Here is an 18,860-nt window from a genome sequence, read left to right as displayed (position 1 = left end):
TGCCCGGCGACGCTTGCGCGTGACGTACGACACATGTTCTGACGGACAATCAGATACGGGGGCAAGTGGCCGGGCTTGGTGCCTTCTGCGGTCCGATGGCGGGATCGGGCATGGTTGACGGGCTTTGTCATGGATCTGTAACGGCGCCGGGCGGGGTGCAACGGGTGGGGCTGCTGACTCATCTGGTGGGTCAGCGAGGCGCATCGGGCGCCTTCGCGAAGGGGCGGGTCTCACCGAGTGGGGGAGATCCCGCGGGGGAGATCCACGGGAGGGAAGTCCATGACCAGGACGAAGAAGACCGGGATGAAGGCGCGGGGCGGCCGGGTGGCCGTGATCGGTGCGCTGGGTCTGGCCTCGGTCACCCTGGCCGCCGGGCCGGCGTTCGCCAAGGGGGGTGTGGAGATCACGGCGCCGCACACGGCGCGTGTCGGCAAGACCTTCACGGTCGCGGCGCACGGGGACGACGACGCTGCCGGCTACCTGCGGGTATGCCTGGAGGGCCGCAGCGCCGGGACGGCCTGGCACCGGGTGACCTGCGGCGCCGTGGTCGACACGGGCGCCGAGGCGCGGGTCACCGCACACATCAAGACCGCGCACCGCGGCGTCCTGCACTACCGTGCGGTCCTGTACGGCCTGACCGGCCCGCACGACCGCCATCCCGTACGCGAAAGGGCCTCTGACCTGGCAAAGGTGAACGTCCGCTGAGGCCGGCAGGGCGGCGGCGGACAGTCGGCATCATCACTGTCCGCGGCCGCGCGGTTCGGGACCGTCACAACGGCAGGTGGTGGGGCCCGGCGGTTTCAGCGGAGGTTATCGGCCACCTCGCTCGGAAGGTTTCCGGGTAGGAGGGCTCGTGCGCTACACCGGATCCGTCTGCTTGGAATGCCGCACATCGTGGCATAACGGGTAAAACCACCGCCTCCGGTCGGCCGGAGAAGCCGGATGAGCCGGGCGCACCCCCTTCGTTTATTGGCGCAAAGGCGCCGGTCTTCTTCCGGTCGTCTCGACCAACATCATCTGACGTTGATTCACTGACGTTGATTCACTCACGTCACAGGAGCCTCATGGGCCAGCCGGCCCATCGCGGGGCTCCTTCTTGATGCAGGCGCCCATACGGAAGGACCAGGATGTCGCAGCCGGAGCAGCCCGACCATTCAGCAGGCCGGGCACAGCTCAGTCTCGGGATCGCCGCCGCGCGGAACCTGTCGACCACCACCAAGACCGTGCCGCAGATGCAGGGCCTCAGCTCACGGTGGCTGCTGCGGATGCTGCCCTGGGTGGAGGTGAAGGGCGGCACGTACCGGGTCAACCGGCGGCTGGCGTACGAGGTCGGGGACGGCCGGGTGACCTTCGTCCAGGAGGGGGCCGCGGTCAAGGTCGTCCCCGCCGAGCTGGGCGAACTGCCGCTGCTGCGCGGCTTCGACGACGAGGCGGTGCTGCGGGCCCTTGCCGAGCGCTGCGAGCAGCGGGAGTACGAACCCGGCCAGGTCATAGCCGGGCAGGGCCGGTCCGTCGACCACGTCCACCTGATCGCGCACGGCAAGGTCGAAAAGCTCGTGCCCGGCCAGTACGGCGAGGAGACCCGGCGCGGCGTGCTGTCCGATGGCGGGTTCCTCGGCGGGCAGATGGTCGCCGAGGAGCCGGGCACGTGGGAGTTCACGGCGCGGGCGATGACGGCGTGCACGGTGCTGGCGCTTCCCCGGGCCGCGTACGAGGAGGTCGCGGGCCGGAACGAGGGGCTGCGCGCCCACGTCAGGCAGCGCCGGGCCGATACGGCGCGGCCGCACAACAAGAAGGGCGAGGCGGCCATCGCCCTCGCCTCAGGGCACATCGGCGAGCCGGTGCTGCCGGGCACGTTCGTCGACTACGAACTCCGGCCCCGCGAGTACGAGTTGAGCGTCGCACAGACGGTCCTGCGGGTGCACAGCCGGGTCGCGGACCTCTACAACGAGCCGATGGACCAGGTCGAGCAGCAGCTGCGGCTGACCATCGAGGCCCTGCGCGAGCGCCAGGAGTTCGAGCTGGTCAACAACCCCGAGTTCGGGCTGCTGCACAACGCCGACTACAGCCAGCGCATCTCCACCCACTCCGGCCCGCCCACGCCGGACGACATGGACGAGCTGCTCAGCATGCGGCGCGGGACGAAGGCGTTCTTCGCCCACCCGCGGGCGATCTCCGCCTTCGGCCGCGAGTGCAACAAGCGGGGTCTCGCGTTCGACACCGCCGAGCTCGGCGGACACCCGGTGCCGGCCTGGCGTGGCGTCCCGATCCTTCCCTGCGGCAAGATCCCGGTCTCCGAGCAGGGCACCTCCGCGGTCCTCGCGATGCGGCTGGGCGAGGGCGAGCAGGGCGTCGTCGGACTGCGGCAGACCGGGATCCCGGACGAGTACGAGCCGGGCCTGAACGTCCGCTTCATGGGCATCAACGAGCAGGCGATCATCTCCTACCTGGTCAGCACCTACTACTCGGCGGCCGTTCTCGTGCCCGATGCGCTCGGCGTTCTGGAGAACGTCGAGGTCTTCGGCACGCCGTCGTAAAGGGGGAGTCCGTGTCACTGCTGTCCCGGATCGCGGCGCCCACGGCCCGTCACGACGTGGCGCGGCTCGTGGCCGCGCTGCTCGCCGAGCACCCCGGTGTTCGCCCGGAGGGGCCCGAGCCGGAGGGGTCCAAGCCCCCGGGCGCCCGCCCGGAAGGGCCGGCGAGGAGGGCCGCCCTGCCGACCGGACCGACGGGTCTCGGTACGTCGGCTGCCCGAATCACCGTCGGACGCAAGGGTGTTGAGGGCCCTGGCGTCCCCGAGCTGTACTGCCCGCCCGCGCTCCGCGACGACCCGGCGCTCGCCGAGGAGGTCAACGCCCGCCTGCTGGCGTGGGCCGAGGAGATCGGCCTCTACGCCGGCCGCCTCGACCGCGTCCGCGCGGCGGACTTCGGGCGCCTGATGATGCTGGCGCACCCCGACACCGACGACCCGGACCGGCTGCTGGCCGCAGGCAAGTGTGCCCTGGCGGAATGGGCCACGGACGACTACTACTGCGACGACGAGTCGATGGGATCCGCGCCGGCGCTGCTCGGCGCGCACCTCGGCATCGCCTACGCGGCCATCGACCCCGCCCACCCTCCGCTCCGCTACGTCCCCGCCGTCGAGCAGGCCATGCAGGACGACCCGGTGCGGACCGCCCTGCGCTCCGGCTTCGCGCATATGGCCCGGTACGCGGACTCGTCCCAACTGGCCCGGCTGAGCCACGAGGTCGCGGTGCTGTTCGTGGGCTACGGACAGGAGGGATCCTGGCGCTCCCAGGGCCGGATGCCGGCCGTCTGGGAGTACCTGGCGCACCGTCAGATCAACAGCTTCGTCCCTTGCGTCGCGATGACCGATATGGTCGGCGGCTACGTACTGCCCGCCGCCGAGTACGCCGACCCGCGCGTCCGCCGCGCCGTGACCATGGCATCGACGGCCGCCACGCTCGTCAACGACCTGTACTCGATGGCGAAGGAACACCGCTCGGACAGCGTGGAGTTCAACCTGCCGACCGTGATCGCCGCCGAGGAGCGCTGCACCCCGCGCGAGGCGGTCGAGCGGAGCGCGGCGATCCACGACGAACTGGTCCGCACCTTCGAGACGGAGGCGGCGGCACTGGCCGTGACCGGCTCACCCCAGCTGCGCCGTTTCCTGGCGGGGGTGTGGGCCTGGCTGGGCGGCAACCGCGCCTGGCACAGCGGGAGCCCGCGCTACACCTCCGCCTCCACCCCTTCCTGACTTCCGCACACTGCACCATCGCAAGGAGCCCCACCCGCATGACCACCACCCCCGTCCCCGTTCTGCGCACCGCCTACCAGAAGTCCGTGGCGGACTACTGGAACGCCGAGAAGGCCCCGGTCAACCTGCGCCTGGGCGACGTCGACGGCCTCTACCACCACCACTACGGGATCGGTGACTACGACCGTGCCGTCCTGGACGGCCCCGAGGACACCCGCGACGAGCGCATCATCGCCGAACTCCACCGCCTGGAATCGGCCCAGGCCGATGTCCTGCTCGACCATCTCGGCCCCATCGCCCCCGGCCACCGTCTGCTGGACGCCGGCTGCGGCCGCGGCGGTTCCAGCATCATGGCCAACGCCCGCTTCGGCTGCCAGGTCGACGGTGTCTCCATCTCCGAGGCCCAGGTCGAGTTCGCCAACGGCCAGGCACGCAAGCGGGGTGTGGACGACAAGGTGCGCTACCACTTCCGCAACATGCTCGACACCGGCCTGCCGACCGGCGCGTTCCAGGGCATCTGGAACAACGAATCCACCATGTACGTGGACCTGTTCGACCTCTTCGCCGAGCACGCCCGCCAGCTGGCCTTCGGCGGCCGTTACGTCGTCATCACGGGCTGCTCCAACGATGTGACGGGCGGCCGCTCCAAGGCCGTCAGCCGCATCGACGAGCACTACACCTGCAACATCCACCCGCGCAGCGCTTACTTCAAGGCCATGGCGGCCAACGGCCTGGTCCCGATGAACGTCGTCGACCTCACGGACGCGACCATCCCCTACTGGGAGCTGCGCGCCGAGTCCTCGCTGGCCACGGGCGTCGAGGACCCGTTCCTGACGGCGTACAAAGAAGGCAGCTTCCACTACCTGCTGATCGCGGCGGACCGGGTCTGAGGGCTCGGGCGAGAGTTTCCGCCACCGCAGGGTCGGCTCGGGCTCGCGCTTCGGCATCGGGTCCGGGTAGGTGGGGATGACGCCCTTGTCGCGCTACGAAGACCACGCCGAACCCGACCGCCGCCACTGCGCTGACCTGCGGAGATGGCACGGACGAAAAAAATCTTGGAAGAGATTCGGCGCGTGTGTCGATGCGGGCGGTCTCCGTTCGACGCAATGGGTGAGAGGCGGGGACAGGCCCCGCCCCCACAGGAGGACCGACCCAGGTCCCCGCGAAGGAGTCACCATGCCGCGCTACCTGTCGCTCGTGCAGATCGACGAGAAGACCGCGCCCGCCGAGGGCCCCAGCCCCGAGCTGATGCAGCGGATGGGCGAGCTGATCGAGGAGATCACCAAGGCGGGGGTGATGCTGGACACCGCCGGGCTGACGCCGTCCGCGCAGGGTGCTCGGGTGCACTGGGAAGGCGGAAAGATCTCCGTCACGGACGGCCCGTTCACCGAGTCCAAGGAGGTCGTCGGCGGCTACGCGATCATGCAGTGCAAGGACAAGGCCGAGGCGCTGGAGTGGACCAAGCGGTTCCTGAAGGTGCATGAGGAGTTCTGGACGGTGACCTGCGAACTGCGGGAGATCGCGGAGGGCTGAGCGTTCCTTTGCGCAACGCCGCGCAGGGGTGTTGCATGGTGGGTTGTGGAACCGCAACCCACCGCCACCCCGCCGGACCGGCCCGCCGCCATACCGCCCGGTCAGGACGCCGCCACCCCCGCCCAGCAGTCGGAGACCGGCTCCTGCGAGGCCGCCGCGCACGCCCTGGAGACCGTCTTCAGGCTGGAGTCGCCGCGTGTCATCGCCGGTGTCGCCCGGATCGTGCGGGACATCGGGATCGCGGAGGAGATCGTGCAGGACGCGCTGGTCGCGGCGCTGGAGCGGTGGCCGCGGGACGGCGTGCCGGACAACCCGGGTGCCTGGCTGATGGCGACCGCCCGGCACCGTGCCGTGGACCTGGTACGGCGCCGGGAGAACTACGCCCGCAAGCTGGCGGAGATCGGCCGCGACCTTCAGGCCGCGGTCCCTCCGGAGGAGCCCGCAGATCCGGGCGACATCGACGACGACCTGCTCCGCCTGGTCTTCACCGCCTGCCACCCCGTGCTGTCGGACCAGGCCCGCATCGCCCTCACCCTGCGCCTGCTCGGCGGACTGACCACCGCGGAGATCGCCCGCGCGTTCCTCACCCCGGAGCCGACGATCGCCCAGCGCATCGTCCGCGCCAAGCGCACCCTGGCCGCGAAGAACGTCGCCTTCGAGGTCCCCTACGGCCCCGACCGCGAGGCGCGCCTCGGCTCCGTCCTCGACGTCATCTACCTGATCTTCAACGAGGGGTACGCCGCCACCGCGGGCGACGACTGGCTGCGCCCCGGACTGTGCGAGGACGCGCTGCGGCTGGCCCGTCTGCTGGCGGGCCTGATGCCGAAGGAGCCCGAAGTGCACGGTCTGGCCGCGCTGTTGGAGTTCCAGGCGTCCCGCGCGCCCGCCCGCACCGGCCCCGACGGCGCGCCCGTCCTCCTCAAGGATCAGAACCGCCGCCGTTGGAGCCGGCTGCTCATCGCCCGCGGCATCACCGCCCTCGGCCGCGCCGACGCGGCCTCCACCAAGTTCTCGACGTCGCCTGGGGAAGTCCTCCCGGGCGCTCCGGGGCCGTACGTCCTCCAGGCAGCGATCGCCGCGTGCCATGCGCACGCGTACTCCTACGAGGAGACGGACTGGGCGGCCATCGTCACTCTCTACGGCCTCCTCGCCGCCCGCTCGCCGTCCCCCGTCGTGGAGCTGAACCGTGCGGTCGCCGTCTCCATGGCGGAGGGCCCCGGACCGGCCCTGGAACTCGTCGACGCCCTCGCGGCCGAACCCGCCCTGCGGGACTACCACTTGCTGCCCAGCGTGCGCGGTGACCTGCTGGCACGCCTGGGCCGCACGGCCCAGGCGCGGGCGGAGTTCGAACGGGCCGCCGCACTCACCCGCAACGAACGGGAGCGGCAGCTGCTGCTGGCCCGGGCACAGGAGTGTGCCCGTTAACCGGAGGTGCGGTCGGCCTGTGGGGGGCCGGTTGCTGCGGTGTGGTGGTCACCGAGCTGCCATGGGGGCACGGGCGAGGGCGGGCAGGGTGGCGGCGAGGGCGAGGGCGCCCGTACCGGAGACCAGGAGGGGGATGTGGCCGTCGGCGCCCCAGGCGAGTCCGGCCCAGAGGCCGGCGATGAGGACGGCGGCGCCGATGGTGCCTTGGTAGAGCCCCTGGGCGGTGCCCTGTTGGCTGTCGGGGACGAGGGTGGAGATCCAGGCTTTGCCGACTCCGTCGGTGCAGGCGTTGAAGCCGCCGTAGAGAGGCAGTACGGCGAACACGAGCCAGGGGGCGTGGAGGAGGCCGAGTCCGAGGTAGCCGATGGCGAAGAATGCCAACCCGGCGGCGAACACCAGCGGGCGCGAAAGCCGGTCCGACAGGGCGCCCGCGGGGTAGGACAGGGCGGCGTAGGCGAAGTTGTAGACGGCGTACGCGCCGATCACTCCGGCTGTGGTCAGACCGAGGTCGTGTGCGCGGAGCAGGAGCAGGGCGTCGGGGAAGTTGAGCAGGTTGAAGGCTGCCAGCAGCGTGAGGGTCCGCCAGTAGCGGCCGGGCAGCGCGCGCCATGGTGCGCGTGGGGGTTCCGCCGGTGCGGAGGTTCTGGTTTTGGTGCGGGGGTCGCGGACGGCGCTGACCAGGGCCACGGAGGCGACGGCGGGGATGAGTGCGATCCAGAACAATGGGCGCAGATGGTGGTCGAACGCCTCGTAGAGGGCCAGGCCCAGCAGTGGGCCGACGACGGCTCCGGCGGTGTCGGCGGCGCGGTGCAGTCCGAACACCTTGCCGCGCCGGCCGTTGGGGATGCCGTCGATGAGGAGGGCGTCGCGGGGTGCGGAGCGCATGCCCTTGCCGAGGCGGTCGACGACGCGGGCGACAAGCACCAGCGGCCAGACGGTGGCCAGGGCGATCAGCAACTTGCCGAGTGCGGCGAGCCCGTAGCCGGTGGCGATCAACGGTCGGCGAGCGATGAGGTCGGCCAGGCGTCCGGCGGCGACCTTGGTGACGGAGGCGGCGCCCTCGGCCAGGCCCTCGATCGCGCCGACGACGGCGGGTGGCGCGCCGAGCACCGTGGTGAGGAAGATCGGCAGGATCGGGTAGAGCAGTTCGCTGGCCGTGTCCTGGAGGAAGGAAATCCCACACAGGGTCTTGACGTTGCGCGTCAGCCACGCCGGGCCTCTCCCGGAGGGGGACGGTACGGGCCCGGTCACGGGTGCAGGACTTCCAGGAGCCGGCCGAGTGCCGCGGCGGCGTCGGCGTTGGCCGGGGCGAGTGCGGTCACGGCGGCCAGGGCGCCGAACGTGCGGGGGACGGGGTCGGCGGCTGCCAGGGTGGCCGCGCGGTCGGCGGCCGCCGGGGCGAGGCGGCGGGCCATGCGCGGGCCGGCCGCAGCCAGTAGGGCCGGTGCGACCAGCAGCAGGTAGACGGTCACGTACACGAGCCCCAAGCCCTTCCTTTGTCGCACACCCTGTAGGACGCAGGTTAGTCTCACCGCCTGTGAGACTTCGCAGGAATCGGCCGGCCACTCCCGGCCGTCACCGATCCGGCCCGGTACCGAGCGGCACGACGGCAACGGTGAGGACCCGGCCGGAATGCCCCATGGGCTCCCAGGCGTTGTAGGCGTCTGACGGGTCGGCGCCCATGGCTGGGTTGTCCGACACCTGGTTCTCCCTCACCGAAACTCCTTCGCCCGGCGCGGGACCGCTGACTGCGGTGTTGGTGTAGCGGAGAGACCCTCTGAAGGCCGCCGAGTGGTGGCGGGGGCGCGCCGCTGGGCAGGGCGGAGGCGGACCACGGCGTCGAGGCCGCCGCCAGGTGCTGCGTGCAGGGAGGCCCTGCCGCCGCAGGCCCGTGCGAGTTGCCGGACCATGGGCAGACCCAGGCCGGTGCCATCGTGGTGGACGTCAGCGGCGCGCCAGAACCGGTCGAAGGCGCGCTGCCGTTCGCTTTCGGTCATGCCGGAGCCCTCGTCGATGACATGCAGCTCGGCCATCGGTGGCGTGCGGCCGCCGTCGCCGGGGGTGGTGACGGTGGTCAGAGTGATGGCCGTTCCCGGTGGGGATGCGCGCAGCGCGTTGGAGAGCAGGTTGTCGATGATCCCGTCGAGCGCGCCCGGGACCGCCCAGACATGACCGGCGTTCGCCCCGGTCACGGTGATGTCGACGCCTTGTTCGCCGGCAAAGGCCGTCCAGATGGCGGCGCGGTCGGCGACCACGGTGTCGAGGTCCGTGGCCTCCGGTGTGATGGCGGAGTTCTCCAGTCGGGCGAGGGCGAGCAGCCCTTGGACCATACGGCTGAGCCGTTCCACTTCCGCGAGTGCTTCGTCGAGGCTGCCTTGTGCGCTGGGGGCGAGGTGCGGCTCGAAGTTCTCCAGGCGCAGGCGCAGGGCGGTCAGCGGGGTCTTGAGCTGGTGGGATGCCTCGGAGGCGAATGCCTGCTGGGCGCTGAGCAGGTGCTGGAGCCGGGTCGCGGTACGGGTGAAGGAGGCAGACAGCCGGCGCAGTTCCGGCGGTCCGTGATCGGTGGCCGGGGGATCGGTGAGGCGGCCGTCGGCGAGTTGTGCGGTGGCGCGTTCCAGGGCCCGGATGGGACGGGTGATCGAGCGGGCGAGCACGAAGCCGATCACGGCGACGGTGGCCAGTACCCCCAGTCCGACGGCGGCGAGTACCGCCCAGGTGGCGTGGACCCTCTCGTTGAGTGCGCCGAGGGGGTGGCGGGTCCGTACGACGCAGGTGACGGTGTTGTCGGCGCCGGAGGTGCCGGGGACGGTGACGAACAGGGCCTCGCCGTCCGAGGCCGGGGCGTCGCGGGTCCCGATGGCGGGCCGGTTGTGCAGTGCGGTGGCGATATCGGGCTCGGCGGACAGGTCCTTGCCGACGGTGGTGACGGCCGGGGCGTTGTCGGTGTCCGTGCGGACGATGCCGTTCCGGTCGGCGACGATCACACGGCTGCCGGTCCGCCGGCTGTAGTTGCGGGCGAGATCCGGCAGCTCGGCCGCCAGTCCCCGTTCGAGCTTCTCCTCGCAGACGTCGGCGAGCGTCATCGCGCCCTGTTCCGCCGTGTTGGAGAAGCGGGACAGCTCACCGCGGCCGTAGACGAAGCCGAACGGCACTTCGAGGACGAGGAGGACGAGCAGCATGAGGCTGAGGTAGCTGCACACGAGGCGACGGGTCACCGGGTGCCTCCGTCGTGTCCGGGCGGTGGGGGAGAGGCGCCGTCGTGTCCGGGCGATGGGGGAGAGGCGCCGTCGCGATCGGCCGGCGGGACCAGGCGGAAGCCGATGCCGCGGATGTTCTCGATCCAGGAGGAGTCGCCGAGTTTGCGGCGCAGCGCGGCGATATGGACGTCCAACGTCTTGGTGGGGCCGAAGTAGTTGGGTTCCCAGGCCGTATCGAGGATCTGCTGGCGGGAGCAGACGGCTCCGGGGTCTTCGGCGAGGCAGACGAGCAGGTCGAACTCCTTGGGGGCCAGCGCGATCGACGATTGGTGCAGACGGACCTGCCGGGTGCGGTGGTCGATGGTCAGCGGTCCGATCCGCTGGGCACCGGGTGACCCCGCCTCGGCCGGGCCGCGGGACGGCCCCGGCTCCGCACCGCCCGACGCCGGGCCCGCGGCCAGGGTGCGGCGGGTGACGGCGCGGATCCGGGCCACCAGTTCCCGCACGCCGAACGGTTTGGACAGATAGTCGTCCGCGCCCAGCTCCAGGCCCAGCACCCGGTCCACCTCGTCGTCCCTGGCAGTGATCATGATGATCGGTACCGGGGACCGGGCGCGCAGAGCCCGGCACACGTCCAAGCCGTCCATGTCGGGCAGCCCCAGGTCCAGCAACACCATCGCCGGCTCCGGTGCGGACAGTCCGTCGGCGCCGTTGCGGGCGTGTTCCACGGTGAACCCGAAGCGGTCCAGACCCTCCATCAACGGTCCGGCCACCCGGTCGTCGTCTTCGATCAGCAGCACACGCATGCCTTCAGGTTCGCAAACGTCCGGCCGCAACCGCTGGAACCTCCCCCGAGTCACTGATCTTTCCCGAGCCCGCACGGTGCTGTGCTACCGGCACACGCTTCGGTGGTGGACCGGACGTTCGCCGAATGGCGCAGCGACCGGACGGGGTTACCGGAACATCCAGCACTCCGACAGCATTCAGTAAGGGAGAGTTAAGAATCCTGAGGTGCAGTGGGTCTGACGGTTAACCGGCTCCGGCCGACCGAGGAACAAGCCCGGCCAGGATTCGACGAATTCCGGCCATGGACTCAACGAATTGACGCGTTCGATCGCCTGAAACCGCTTCGGATTCACCGTCGGATTCGGCGTCACTCGATCCAGCGCCTCTGTCATGACCAGTATGAACTACGTATCGAGGGCACCCGGAATCAGAGAGGAATTGGCGTTGCCCGATCATTCGCGAGGTGCTCGCTGTATGTCTGCTGGCCATTCCCTTGAACGCCGTCCCGTAGTGTCGAGGCGCAGACCGGGCCACAAGAGCTCCGAGTGGCACAACTCCCCCCACATCCCCCTGGAATAGCTATGACGAAACCCTGCGCATGCGCTGATCTCCCCCTCCCTTTCGGACCCGGACGGTGATTATGCGTCAGACGACGACCGACGAACTGCGCACAACGAACGAAGTGTGCACGACCGACGAACTGCGCACGATCGACGAACTGCACCGTGTGCGCCCGGACCTGGTGGAACCGTTCACAGCTGCACTGCCGGGAGCGCGCGCGGCCGTGCTCGGGCGGCTGTGGGGGGCCTTCGCGCGAGAACCCCTGCCCGGGGTGACCGGCCGGCGCCGGGAGGCGGACACCTTAGAGGTCTCCGTGCAGCGCGGCGGTCCGCTCTCCGCGGCCGACTCCTGCTCGCGACGCTTCGCCCAGGTGCCGGAGGACTTCACCGTGACCGGGCCCGACGGGCCGGTCAGCGAACCGACGGAGCTGCTGGCAGAGTTGGGGCTGCGGACTCCCGCCGCGCAGCGGCTGGCGGCCGAGCTCGACAACAGCGTGGTCAATATGGCCCTGGCCCGCGCCGCCAACGCCAGGGGAATCGGCCCGCTCGCCGATTCGACCGACGCCGAACAGGCAGTGGTCGACGGCCATCCGCAGCATCCGTGCTGCCGCACCCGTACCGGCATGTCGGTCGCCGAGGTACTCGCCTACGCACCCGAGCACCACCCCGTCGTGCAGGTGGCCCTGCTCGCCGTTCCGGCCGAACGCTGGCAGGGTTCCGGCCAGTGGCCTCAGGAGCTGCGTGACGGCGATACGGTCCTGGTGCCTCTACACCCATGGCAGCGGGACCACGTCCTCGTCCACCACCCCGAACTGGCCGTGGCGCAACCCACCATCCCGGCCCGGCCGTTGCTGTCGCTGCGCACCCTCGCTCCACTGGACGATCTGCCGGGCCGCCACATCAAAACGGCGCTCGACGTGCAGCTCACCAACTACCGGCGCACCATCTCACCCGCCGAGGTCGCCGATGGCCCGCCCCTTTCGGACCTGGTCACGGCGGTCGTCGACAAGGCGGGGTACGGCGGCAGCCTGCGGGTCCTGCACGAGCTGGGTGGGGGCGCGGTGCGCGTGGACGGGCAGCCGTCCGCGAGCCTGGCGACGATGATCCGGGAGTCCCCCGAGTGCCACCTCGACGACGGGGAGATCGCCGTCCCGCTCACCGCGGTACACGCCACGGGAGGGGCCGTGGTGGCGGGCGATCCGGTGCGGTGGCTGGCGGACTTCGCCGGGCTCGTCCTGCCGCCCGCGCTGACGCTGCTGTCCATGGGAGTGGCCCTGGAGGCGCACGGCCAGAACACGCTCGTCGTGCTGCGGAACGGGCGGCCGGTGCGGGTGCTGTACCGGGACCTGGACGGCGTACGGATCAGCCCGCGCAGGCTGGCCCGGTACGGATTCACGCTGCCGCCGCTGGCCGGCACCCGCGCCGGCGACGATGTGGAGGCGCTGCGCACCAAGCTGTTCGGCGGCCTGCTCAGCGGCGTCTTCAGCGAGCTGGTCGATGTCCTCGCCCGCACCCGGGCGGCGGATCCCATGGCGCTGTGGACCGCGGTGGCCGACGTCGGCCGACGAGTGTACGCAGACCTCCCGGATGACGGGGACGCGGCCGCGTTCTTCGCCGACACGCTTCCGTTGAAGGCGACCATCGCCATGCGCCTGGCCGACAACCCGGGCAAGGCGCTGTGGGCTCCCGTCCCCAACCCCCTGGCGCGCGCACGTTCCCACGCCCGGACCACTCACACACTCACCCGCTGACGCACCGAGTTCGTACGCATGGGAGCTACGGCATGACCGCAACCACGACACCCGACGTCACCGCCACCACCACACTGCCCGACGACCGGGCCGAGCAGACCGCCGACACCGTCACCGCCCACACGCTGCTCAACTGCCTGATCCGCGAGGTATCCGCCCCCGAGCACCAAGTAACCGTCGACCAGGGGCACTTACTGCTCCGCCTTCCCCGGCGTCACCTCCTGCTGCGCGCCCGGCTGCGCCGGATCTCACTGATCGGCGCCCACCGCTTCCAGGGCCCGGTGCAGCGGTTCGAGGCCGATGCCTGGGCCACGGTCGGCTGGCGGGAGCTGGCCGACTACGTGCAGAACGAACTGGAACTGCGCACCGGCATCGCCAACGAAGAGTTCCTGGACCAGGTCGCCGACAGCCGCGAGACCATCCGCACCGCCCTGGAACAACGGTCCCACCGGCCCCGGCAGCAGACAGACCCCTATCTCTTTTCGGAACAGTCCCTGGTGTTCGGCCACCGCTTCCACCCCACACCCAAGGCACGCACCGGGGACCCGGACGACTGGCTGACGTACGGACCGGAGACCGGCGCCCGCTTCCGCCTGCGGCACCTGGCCGTACGCCGCCATCTCGTGCGCGAGGAAGGCGCCCTGGACGCCCTGGACGCACTGTGTCCGCCGGCCGACCCGGGCTGCCTGACACTGCCGGTACACCCCTGGCAGTACCGGTTGTTGCAGGCCAACGACCGGCTGCGGGCGGCGCTGGCCGCAGGCGAGGTGGTCGACACCGGCGTGCGCGGGCCCGAACTGGTGCCGACCGCGTCGGTGCGCACGCTGTACCAGCCGGACGCCGACACCTTCCTGAAGTTCAGCCTGAATGTCCGTCTCACCAACTGCGTGCGCAAACACGCCAGTTACGAACTTCCCGGAGCCGTTGCCCTCAACCAGCTGCTCCAGCCCGTCTTCACCGCTCTCGCCGACCGGTTCCCCGGTTGTGCGCTGCTCGCCGAACCCGGCTACCGCACCCTGGACGCCGACGGCGACACCGCATTGCTGGAGGGGCTCGCCGTCATCGTGCGCTCCGGGCTGCGCCCCCACCTGCGACCCGGGGTGACCCCCCTGCTCGCCGCCGCCATCGCGGACGAGTACCCCACCAGCACCGCCCACGTCTCCCACCTGCTCGCCCGCGGCGACGGCGATGTCCTGGCATGGTGGGACGCCTACCTGCGGCTGCTGCTCCCGCCGGTACTGGCCGCCTACTTCGAACACGGCATCGTCCTCGAACCCCACCTCCAGAACGTTGTGGTCGGGGTGCACGCCGACGGGACCCCGGCGCAGATGCTCTTCCGCGACCTGGAGGGCACCAAGGTGCTGCCCGGCCACCATCAAAACGCCCTCGCCGACCTGCCCGAGGACGTCCGCGGGCCCCTCACCTACGATGCCGAGCGCGGCTGGAACCGGGTCGCGTACTGCCTGCTGGTCAATCACACCGCCGAACTCCTCGGCGCCCTGGCGGACCGCGATCCCGCCCTGGAGCCCGCCCTGTGGGGCCTGGTCCGCGACCATCTCGCCGCCTACGCCCGCACCGCCGGCGAACCGCCGCGGCTGCGCGCCCTGCTGTCCGGCGTACCGCTGCCCGCCAAGGCCAACCTCCTGCTGCGCTGGGCCCGCCAGGCCGACCGGCATGCCGGCTACGTCCCCCTGCCCAGCCCGCTCGGCGAGGACTTTCCCCGGGAGGTGGCCCGATGAGGCCCGCACTGCTCGACCACGTCCGCCGCATGACCGACGACGACCTGCCCGCCTATGTCCACGACCTGCCGGGCCTGCGCGAGCACGTCCGCGCGATCCGGGCGGCCCTGCCGGATCGTGTCGAGCTGCTGTACGCGGCCAAGGCGAACTCGGACCCCCGGCTGCTGCACGCACTGGCCGGGCACATCGACGGTTTCGAAGTGGCCTCCGGCGGCGAACTGCGCCACGTCCGCGGGCTCTTCCCCGACACGCCGATCGCCTTCGGCGGCCCCGGCAAAACCCCGGCCGAGCTGGCGCAGGCGCTGAACGCGGGCGTACAACGCCTGCACATCGAAAGCGCACATGAACTGCGCCTCCTCACCACCGCACTGGGCGACCGCACCGTCGACATCCTTCTGCGCGTCAACCTGCCGGTCACACTCGGTCCGGTCGCACTCGCCATGGGCGGGCAGCCCAGCCCCTTCGGTCTGGATCCCACACAGCTGGACCAGTGCCTGGCAGTCATCGCCGCCGACCGGCGCATCCGACTGCGCGGCCTCCACGTCCACCTGGCCAGCGGGCTGGACGCACCCGCCCAACTGGGCCTGGCCGACGAGGTCTTGGCATGGGCGGTCGACTGGGCCGACACCAGGGGGCTCGACCTGGCCGAGATCAACATCGGTGGTGGGATGGGCGTCGACTACGCCCGCCCACAGCAGGTCTTCGACTGGTCGGCCTTCGGCGCCGGTCTGCGCGAGCGGCTGACCCGCCACCCCCGGCTGACGCTGCGGATCGAGCCCGGCCGTTCGCTCACCGCCTACTGCGGCTGGTACGTCACCGAGGTCCTGGACGTCAAACGCAGTCACGGCCAGGCATTCGCCGTCCTGCGCGGCGGCACCCACCATCTGCGTACGCCCGCCGCCAAACAGCACGACCAGCCCTTCGAGGTGATCCCGGACGACGTCTGGTCACGGCCCTGGGAGCGCCCCGAGGCGCGTGACGAACCGGTGACGCTGGTCGGGCAGCTGTGCACGCCCAAGGACGTTTTGGCCCGCGGGATCACAGTGGAACGGTTGCGCGTCGGGGACCGGGTCGCGTTCGCCATGGCCGGCGCCTACGCCTGGAACATCTCCCACCATCAGTTCCTCATGCACCCCCATCCGACCTTCCACCACGTCGACGACGTGGAGACGGCCGGGGTGGCGGCGGCGTCCGTCTCCAGCCCGTCCGTCCACCACGCATCATGAGCATCGTCCGCCGCGTCCGCGTCCGCGTGCCCGTTTGTCTCCGCGCACGTCGTCACGAGGTTCCGAGCCCGGTGCTCGCCACGCTCACCGTCCGGAACTTCCGCCGCTACCTGATCGGACAGCTGACCTCCAACATCGGCACCTGGATGCAGCGCGCCGCCCAGGACCTGCTGGTCCTCCACCTCACCGGCAACAGCGGCAGCGCCGTCGGCCTCGTGACCGCCCTCCAGTTCCTTCCCCAGACCCTGTTCGGCCTGACCGGCGGCGTCCTTGCCGACCGCTTCCCCAAGCGACGGCTGCTGCTGATCACGCAGACGGCCATGGCGGTGCAATCGCTGCTGCTCGGTGTCCTGACCGTCACCGAGGCGGTGAACCTGCCCTCCGTGTACGCCCTGGCGTTCGCCCTCGGTACCGCCACCGCCATGGACACTCCCGCCCGCAACGCCTTCATCTCCGAACTGGTCGCCCGAGAGCGGGTGCCCGCCGCGGTCAGCCTGAACTCCGCCCAGTTCAACATCGCCCGCACCCTCGGCCCGGCCATCGCGGGCCTGACGGTCGCCGCGGCCGGCACCGGCCCGGTATTCCTCCTCAATGCCGCCTCGTACCTGGCCGTCCTGTACGGGCTGATCAGCATCCGTCCCGCCGAACTGAGCAGCCCAGGCCCGCCCCGGCACGGCGGGACACGGCTCCGCGACGCCTTCCGCCACATCAGATCCACCCCAGACCTGCTTCTGCCCATCACGCTCATCGGCTTCGTCGGCACCTTCGGCCTCAACTTCCAGGTCACCACCTCCCTCATGGCGATCACGGTCTTCCACTCCGGCGCCGCCGTCTTCGGCTACCTCTCGGCCGCCTACGCCATCGGCAGCCTCATCGGCGCGCTCCGCGGCGCCGGCCGCGGGCAGCCCCCCACCGCACCACGCCTGATCACCGCCACGGTCGTCTTCGGGACACTGGAAGCCGTGCTGGGCCTGATGCCCGGCTACGGCACGTTCCTGGCCCTACTGATCCCGACCGGCCTCGCCGCTGCCACCGTGACCACGACCGCCAACTCCCTGACCCAGCTGCACGCCGACCCACATCTGCGCGGCCGTGTCATGTCCGTCTACTTCCTGGTGCTCCTCGGCGGAACACCCATCGGCGCCCCCCTCGTCGGCCTGGTGTCCGACACCCTCGGCGCCCGCTCCACCCTGATCCTCGCCGGCATCGTCTCGGCGGCCTCCGCGCTCGCCCTCCCCGCACTGGTCAGCGCGCGAACCCGACGGCTGGACCGGACCAACAAGCCGATGACCCAGGCCGATGCACCCCTCACCGACACCCCCGGTCCGGCGCTCTCCGGCAAGGCTCCGACCAATCAGTCCACTACCTGACAACTGCCCGGCCCGCTCGGGCACGTCGCCCCGGTTCGATGGGCCGAAGGGGCGCAGCGAGGTGCCCGCATCGCTCCTGACGTACCAGGCATGACCGGGTGGCACGCAGGTGAACGCGATGCGTGTTCGGTTCACGTGCGCGTCGTCAGCGCCGTTCCCGAGCAGTGGCGCCGGCGGGCTGCTCCGCGGAGATGGTCCTCCCCGCGGAGCAGCCCCCAGGGAGGGGTTGTGCGCGCCCCGATCGGCCCTACCAGACCACCCGGAGCTCGGCGAAGCCGCCCGACAGCTGGCCCTCCTTCAGGCGCAGTTGCTCCACCGGAAGTTCCGGGCGCAGTTCCGGCAGGCGGGTGAACAGCTTGGTGAACATCGTCCTGAGTTCCAGGCGCGCGAGGGGGGCGCCGATGCAGTGCCAGATGCCGTGGCCGAAGGTCAGATGGGGATTGGGGGTCCTGGCGGCGTCGAATTCCTCCGGCCCTGTGAACGCCCGCTCGTCGAAGTTGGGCAGGCCGAGGTCGAACAGGACCAGGTCTCCGGCCCGTATCGTCACCCCGCCGAATTCCATGTCCTCGCTGGCGTAGCGCGGCGGCAGGACCGACCCGCCGGCCCGGGCGGTCCGCAGCACCTCCTCCACGGCACGCGCCATCACGTCGGGGTCGGCCAGCGCCGCCGCGCGCTGATCGGGGTGGGCGGCCAGCAGCACCACCCCGTTGTCCATGATGCTCGCGACGCTGTCCAGCCCGGCGAACAGCAGGCCCATGGCCAGGTGTGCCACGCGGTCCTCGGTCAGCTCGCCGTCGTTCAGCCGGGAGATGATGTCTGGGCCGGGCTCGGCCCGCTTGTGCTCGACCAGCCCTGCCACGTACCCGAACAGGTCGTCCTGTGCCCGTACGGCGCCCTCGCGGTCGTCCAGCTTGGCGATACCGGCCAGCAGTGTGGTCAGCTCCGCGCGGCGCTGCGGCGGCACGCCGATGACCTCGCAGAGGACCGTGAGGGCGAACGGCACGGTGAGCTCGCCGTGCAGGTCGCCGGGAGGCCCCTGGGCGATGAACGCGTCCAGCAGGGTGTCCGCGGCCTCCTCCACCTTCGGCTGCATTTCCAGAACGCGCCGGGCCGAGAACAACGGAGTGAGCAGGCGGCGGGTCTCGGCGTGCTGCCGACGCCCGGACTCGGCGTCGGCGTCGCTGATCAGCAGGTCCAGGAAGGGGCTGCGTACGTACTGGGCGGCGGAGGGCGGGTCGGGGTGCGTGCGGCCGATGCGCTCGTCGTGCAGCAGCTGCTTGAGCTCGGCGTGGCGGGTCACCAGCCACGCCTCGTCCCCGGCGGGTGTGCGCACCCGGTGGATCGGCCCCCGGTCCTGCAAGGCGCGCAGCAGCGGGCTCAGTTTCAGCATTTTGGGCGGTTCGAGGTTGAGGCAGGGCAGGTCGTGGGAGGCGGCGGTCATGGGGGCCCCTTATGTGTGCTTCGTGACATGACGGGTGAGGGGTGACGCTAGCCGTCTCCGGACCAGGAAATCCCT

The 18,860-nt window shown here is 70.9% G+C and carries 16 protein-coding genes; 10 read left to right on the top strand and 6 right to left on the bottom strand.

Features of this window, described 5'->3' with window-relative positions:
* The first annotated feature begins 279 nt into the window (after positions 1-279).
* From SNA_RS21460 to SNA_RS21435, 6 genes are all read left to right on the top strand, one after another.
* Complete coding sequence (locus tag SNA_RS21460; RefSeq protein ID WP_030065365.1) at positions 280-705, top strand: hypothetical protein; 426 nt, start codon at positions 280-282, stop codon at positions 703-705.
* A gap of 422 nt (positions 706-1,127) precedes the next feature.
* Positions 1,128-2,537: a family 2B encapsulin nanocompartment shell protein gene (locus tag SNA_RS21455; RefSeq protein WP_030065367.1), complete on the top strand. Its 1,410-nt coding sequence runs from the start codon at positions 1,128-1,130 to the stop codon at positions 2,535-2,537.
* A gap of 11 nt (positions 2,538-2,548) precedes the next feature.
* On the top strand, positions 2,549-3,757 hold the full coding sequence (locus SNA_RS21450) for a family 2 encapsulin nanocompartment cargo protein terpene cyclase (protein WP_044366241.1): 1,209 nt from the start codon (positions 2,549-2,551) through the stop codon (positions 3,755-3,757).
* 38 nt (positions 3,758-3,795) lie between these two features.
* Positions 3,796-4,647 (top strand): geranyl diphosphate 2-C-methyltransferase, encoded by an 852-nt coding sequence (locus tag SNA_RS21445; RefSeq protein WP_030065369.1) that lies wholly within the window; start codon positions 3,796-3,798, stop codon positions 4,645-4,647.
* Positions 4,648-4,933: 286 nt separating this feature from the next.
* Positions 4,934-5,290: a YciI family protein gene (locus tag SNA_RS21440; RefSeq protein ID WP_030065370.1), complete on the top strand. Its 357-nt coding sequence runs from the start codon at positions 4,934-4,936 to the stop codon at positions 5,288-5,290.
* A 165-nt stretch (positions 5,291-5,455) separates the two neighbouring features.
* A complete protein-coding gene (locus SNA_RS21435) occupies positions 5,456-6,715 on the top strand; it encodes an RNA polymerase sigma factor (RefSeq protein WP_044366619.1) in 1,260 nt (419 codons plus the stop codon).
* A gap of 48 nt (positions 6,716-6,763) precedes the next feature.
* Here SNA_RS21435 and SNA_RS21430 read toward each other — a convergent pair whose 3' ends face one another.
* The 5 genes from SNA_RS21430 to SNA_RS21415 all read right to left on the bottom strand — a co-directional run bounded on the left by SNA_RS21430 (position 6,764) and on the right by SNA_RS21415 (position 10,718).
* Positions 6,764-7,966 (bottom strand): MFS transporter, encoded by a 1,203-nt coding sequence (locus SNA_RS21430; RefSeq protein ID WP_044366235.1) that lies wholly within the window; start codon positions 7,964-7,966, stop codon positions 6,764-6,766.
* Entirely contained in the window at positions 7,963-8,202 is a 240-nt protein-coding gene (locus SNA_RS21425; protein WP_157880035.1) for a hypothetical protein, read from the bottom strand. The genes SNA_RS21430 and SNA_RS21425 overlap by 4 nt, the downstream gene beginning before the upstream one ends.
* A gap of 88 nt (positions 8,203-8,290) precedes the next feature.
* Positions 8,291-8,431, bottom strand: coding sequence for a hypothetical protein (locus tag SNA_RS42625; protein ID WP_157880034.1), 141 nt, complete (start codon positions 8,429-8,431; stop codon positions 8,291-8,293).
* Entirely contained in the window at positions 8,428-9,930 is a 1,503-nt protein-coding gene (locus tag SNA_RS21420) for a sensor histidine kinase (protein ID WP_078970076.1), read from the bottom strand. Before SNA_RS21420 ends, SNA_RS42625 begins: the two co-directional genes overlap by 4 nt.
* Positions 9,927-10,718 (bottom strand): response regulator transcription factor, encoded by a 792-nt coding sequence (locus SNA_RS21415; protein WP_044366231.1) that lies wholly within the window; start codon positions 10,716-10,718, stop codon positions 9,927-9,929. The genes SNA_RS21420 and SNA_RS21415 overlap by 4 nt, the downstream gene beginning before the upstream one ends.
* Positions 10,719-11,338: 620 nt before the next feature.
* On the opposite strand from SNA_RS21415, the gene SNA_RS21410 reads away from it, so the two are divergent.
* The 4 genes from SNA_RS21410 (at position 11,339) to SNA_RS21395 (ending at position 17,344) form a co-directional block, all read left to right on the top strand.
* The gene (locus SNA_RS21410; protein ID WP_078970075.1) at positions 11,339-13,009 is read left to right on the top strand and encodes an IucA/IucC family protein; all 1,671 of its coding nucleotides are present in this window, start codon (positions 11,339-11,341) and stop codon (positions 13,007-13,009) included.
* A gap of 32 nt (positions 13,010-13,041) precedes the next feature.
* Positions 13,042-14,748 carry an IucA/IucC family protein gene (locus SNA_RS21405; protein ID WP_030065379.1) on the top strand — a complete coding sequence of 569 codons (1,707 nt, stop codon included), beginning with the start codon at positions 13,042-13,044 and terminating at the stop codon, positions 14,746-14,748.
* Positions 14,745-15,974 (top strand): type III PLP-dependent enzyme, encoded by a 1,230-nt coding sequence (locus SNA_RS21400; protein ID WP_044366229.1) that lies wholly within the window; start codon positions 14,745-14,747, stop codon positions 15,972-15,974. The genes SNA_RS21405 and SNA_RS21400 overlap by 4 nt, the downstream gene beginning before the upstream one ends.
* A 71-nt stretch (positions 15,975-16,045) precedes the next feature.
* Positions 16,046-17,344 (top strand): MFS transporter, encoded by a 1,299-nt coding sequence (locus SNA_RS21395; RefSeq protein WP_078970074.1) that lies wholly within the window; start codon positions 16,046-16,048, stop codon positions 17,342-17,344.
* 247 nt (positions 17,345-17,591) lie between these two features.
* Here the strand turns inward: SNA_RS21395 and SNA_RS21390 are convergent, their stop codons facing one another.
* On the bottom strand, positions 17,592-18,785 hold the full coding sequence (locus tag SNA_RS21390; RefSeq protein ID WP_030065385.1) for a cytochrome P450: 1,194 nt from the start codon (positions 18,783-18,785) through the stop codon (positions 17,592-17,594).
* Between the last annotated feature and the right edge of the window lie 75 nt (positions 18,786-18,860).

This window comes from Streptomyces natalensis ATCC 27448 (assembly GCF_000935125.1).
GTDB lineage: Bacteria > Actinomycetota > Actinomycetes > Streptomycetales > Streptomycetaceae > Streptomyces > Streptomyces natalensis.
The sequence above is the reverse complement of the archived record's forward strand: the minus strand, read 5'-3'. Positions and strand labels throughout refer to the sequence as shown.

Excerpts from the sequence above, each read along its gene's own strand:
- SNA_RS21400 (WP_044366229.1), top strand. The coding sequence starts at position 14,745 with ATGAGGCCCGCACTGCTCGACCACGTCCGCCGCATGACCGACGACGAC.
- SNA_RS21410 (WP_078970075.1), top strand. The coding sequence starts at position 11,339 with ATGCGTCAGACGACGACCGACGAACTGCGCACAACGAACGAAGTGTGC.
- SNA_RS21390 (WP_030065385.1), bottom strand. The coding sequence starts at position 18,785 with ATGACCGCCGCCTCCCACGACCTGCCCTGCCTCAACCTCGAACCGCCC.
- SNA_RS21405 (WP_030065379.1), top strand. The coding sequence starts at position 13,042 with ATGACCGCAACCACGACACCCGACGTCACCGCCACCACCACACTGCCC.
- SNA_RS21440 (WP_030065370.1), top strand. The coding sequence starts at position 4,934 with ATGCCGCGCTACCTGTCGCTCGTGCAGATCGACGAGAAGACCGCGCCC.
- SNA_RS21455 (WP_030065367.1), top strand. The coding sequence starts at position 1,128 with ATGTCGCAGCCGGAGCAGCCCGACCATTCAGCAGGCCGGGCACAGCTC.
- SNA_RS21415 (WP_044366231.1), bottom strand. The coding sequence starts at position 10,718 with ATGCGTGTGCTGCTGATCGAAGACGACGACCGGGTGGCCGGACCGTTG.
- SNA_RS21460 (WP_030065365.1), top strand. The coding sequence starts at position 280 with ATGACCAGGACGAAGAAGACCGGGATGAAGGCGCGGGGCGGCCGGGTG.
- SNA_RS21445 (WP_030065369.1), top strand. The coding sequence starts at position 3,796 with ATGACCACCACCCCCGTCCCCGTTCTGCGCACCGCCTACCAGAAGTCC.